This window comes from Agromyces humi (assembly GCF_009720255.1).
GTDB lineage: Bacteria > Actinomycetota > Actinomycetes > Actinomycetales > Microbacteriaceae > Agromyces > Agromyces humi.
Genome location: NZ_WJSP02000595.1, coordinates 1 through 1,586, shown reverse-complemented (window position 1 = coordinate 1,586; position 1,586 = coordinate 1). Strand labels below are relative to the sequence as shown.

Genomic DNA, 1,586 nt, shown 5'->3' with positions numbered 1-1,586 from the left:
CTGCGAGTGCGGCTCGCCGGTGTGCCTGGCCCAGAGCCCGACGAGGCTGTTCAGGAGCGCGCGCTGCTCCTTCAGGGTGCGGTACAGCGCGACCGGCTCGGCGCGGCCGGACTCCTCCGCCTCGGCGGTGTGCTTGCGGCGCTCCCCCGCACGCCTCGCCTGCCTCGCCTGCCGGTGCCGCAGCAGCTCGGAGACCTGCTCGGGCTCCAGGATGCCGGGGATGCCGATGAAGTCGTACTCCTCGTCGCTGCCCGGCTCGGCGAGCGTGCCGAACTCCGCGCCGTCGTAGAGCACGCGGTCGAACGAGGCATCCGACCCGATCGCCTCCCACGTGCCGAGACCGGCCTCCTCGGAGGCGCGCTCCTCGCGGTTCGCGGACTCGAGGAGGCTGTCGTCGAGGCCGTCATCGTCCTGGTCGCCCGACCGCCGGTCGAGCGCGTGGTCGCGTTCGAGCTCCATCTGCGCGGCGAGGCCCATGAGGGTCGGCACGTTGGGCAGGAAGACCGACGCCGTCTCACCGCGACGCCGGGCGCGCACGAATCGGCCGATCGCCTGGGCGAAGAAGAGCGGCGTCGACGCGCTCGTGGCGTAGACCCCGACGGCGAGCCGCGGCACGTCGACGCCCTCGGACACCATGCGCACCGCCACCATCCAGCGGCGGGTGTTGCCCGAGAACTCCTCGATGCGCGCACTCGCCTCCTTCTCGTCGGAGAGCACGACCGTGACCGGCTCTCCGCAGATCTGCTCGAGGATCTGCGCGTACGCGCGGGCGACGGTCTGGTCGGTGGCGATCACCAGGCCTCCGGCGTCGGGGATGCCGTGGCGCACCTCGGTGAGTCGCCGATCGGCCGCCTGCAGGACCGCCGGGATCCACTCGCCCGTGGGCTCGAGCGCCGTGCGCCACGCCGAGGACGTGATGTCCTTCGTGTTGTCCTCGCCGAGCCGCGCCTCCATCTCGTCGCCGGCCTTCGTGCGCCATCGCATGTGGCCCGCGTAGACCATGAAGAGCACCGGCCGCACGACGCCGTCGGCGAGGGCCCGCCCGTACCCGTAGTTGTAGTCGGTCTTCGAGAGCCGCACGCCCTGGTTGTCGGGCACGTACTCGACGAACGGGATGGGCGCCGTGTCGGACCTGAACGGCGTGCCCGTCAGCGAGAGCCGCTTGGTGGCCGGCTCGAACGCCTCGCGGATCGCATCGCCCCACGAGAGCGTGTCGCCGCCGTGGTGCACCTCGTCGAGGATGACGAGCGAGCGCCCCGAGAGGGTGAGCTCCCGGTGCAGGGCCGGGCGCATCGCGACCTGCGCGTAGGTCACCGCGACACCGTGGTAGTGACGGGCGGTGCGGCCGTGGGCGTTGCGGAACCCCGGGTCGAGTCGGATCCCGGCGCGCGCCGCGGCATCGGCCCACTGGCGCTTCAGGTGGTCGGTGGGCGCCACGACGGTGATGCGGTCGATGAGGCGGCGCGCGCGCAGTTCGGCCGCGAGCCGTGCCGCACGTCGCGGGCGGCATCGTCACCTTGCACGATGCGCGACTCGACGCGCATGGACCCCGAAGACGCGCACCACCTCGCATTCCGGGTCATCAG

At 72.4% G+C, this 1,586-nt stretch carries 1 pseudogene; it reads right to left on the bottom strand.

The window, feature by feature from the left end:
* Window positions 1–1,494 (bottom strand): annotated as a pseudogene (locus GH736_RS22655) (DEAD/DEAH box helicase); the annotation flags it as partial.
* Window positions 1,495–1,586 lie beyond the last annotated feature (92 nt).